The following is a 1,508-nucleotide window of genomic DNA, read 5'->3' as shown; positions in this document are numbered from 1 at the left end:
CGCTCGACGTGCTCGCCGGTGCCGACCACGTCGAAGTGGGCGCGCAGCGCGCCGAGCACCCAGCCCAGGAACTCGACCTTCCGGGCGCCGGGCACGGCCATGCCGGGGAAGAACTCCATGCCGGGCGCCTCGGCCGAGCCGAGCACGTCGGTGGGGTGCAGCAGCAGCGACGGCTGCACGCCGAGCGCCCGGCACAGCCGCAGCGCGGTGGAGAAGTGCGCGCGGGCCAGTCGCGGCGACACCTGGTGGAGCTGGAGCAGGTAGGAGCCGTGGATGGGGACGCGCAGCAGCGGCATGGTGGTGACCGGCAGCTCGACCAGGCCGCCCCCACGGAGGCGCCAGCGGTAGGCGGCGTTGGGCGCGCGGACGCGGGAGAAGCCGCCGAACAGGTCGCGCTCGCCGCCGGTCGGGGCGGTGCGGTTGTGGTAGGCGCGGGCGAGCGGGCCGATCCAGGTGGGCAGGGTGCTGGCGTCGTAGCGGTAGCCGCGTTCGACGAGCAGTTCGAGCAGGTCGCGCGTGACGCTGTAGCCGGGGCCGCGGAAGCCGGTCGGGCGGGGCGCACCGGCGGCGACGATGGCGTCCTCGGTGCGGGCCAGCTCGGCTTCGAGGCGGTCGCGGGTGTAGCGGTGCAGCCAGGGTTCGTGGCCGTAGGAGTGGTTGGCGACCTCGTGCCCGGCGGCGGTGATCTCGGAGACGGCCCGCGCGCCGTCCTCGCGCTCGACGTCCGCGCCGACGACGAAGACGGTCGTGGTGAGGCCGTGCGCGCCGAACGCTTCCAGCAGGCGCGGCACGGCGGTGGGCAGGAAGCTGGGTCGGCGTTCCCACCCGGGATCGCCGTGGGTCTTGAGGTAGGCCCAGAGGTTGTCCAGGTCGAGCGACACGCTGGCGGTGGTCATCCGGCCACCCCGGTGGTGGTCTTCGCGAACCGGTCGGCGTAGCCGAGCAGCAGCACGCCGGACACGACGAGCGCGACGCCGAGCGCGACCCACCACTCGCGGCCGGGGGTGATCCGGTCACCGAGGGCGGCGATGCCGACGACGGAGGTGAGCACGACGGTGGTGGCGTCCATGGTGGCCACGGTGGAGGTGGCCGAGCCGCGGCGCAGGGCCAGCGCGAGGTAGGACTGGCCGACGAGCGCGGCGGCGACCATCAGCCACGCCAGCGGGTACAGCGGGAGGGTGAGGAGCGGTTCGTCCGCGATGGTGCGGCTGGTCATGGCCACGACGGCGAACGCCAGGCCCGCCGACGCGGCCCGCGGCACGACGCCGCCGACCCTGCGCTGCGCCGGCACGAGCGCCACCAGCGGGAGTCCGAACAGGACGATGCCCGCGCCCTGGGGCACGTCGCGCGCCGCCGACGGGGTGGCCGCCGCGACGAGGAGCACCAGCCCGGTGGCCATCACGACGAGCACCACGACCTCGACCGTGCGGACGTCGGTGGTGGTGGGGCTCTCACCGGTGGTGCCGTTGACCACCAGACCGTCGTTGCCCAGCTCGACCAGGTGCTCG

1 protein-coding gene and 1 pseudogene are annotated in these 1,508 nt (G+C 74.7%); both read right to left on the bottom strand.

Annotation, left to right across the window (positions count from 1 at the left end; genetic code table 11):
- Positions 1 to 896, bottom strand: an 896-nt coding sequence (locus AB0G02_RS39685; RefSeq protein ID WP_360805536.1) for a polysaccharide deacetylase family protein, incomplete at its 3' end; no start/stop codon positions are given.
- A pseudogene (locus tag AB0G02_RS39680) lies at positions 893 to 1,508 on the bottom strand (hypothetical protein); the annotation flags it as partial. The pseudogene AB0G02_RS39680 and the gene AB0G02_RS39685, both read right to left, overlap by 4 nt.

The sequence above is a fragment of the Actinosynnema sp. NPDC023658 genome, assembly GCF_040639995.1.
In the GTDB taxonomy this organism is placed as follows: Bacteria; Actinomycetota; Actinomycetes; order Mycobacteriales; family Pseudonocardiaceae; genus Actinosynnema.
This window is presented reverse-complemented; position numbering and strand designations above follow the sequence as displayed.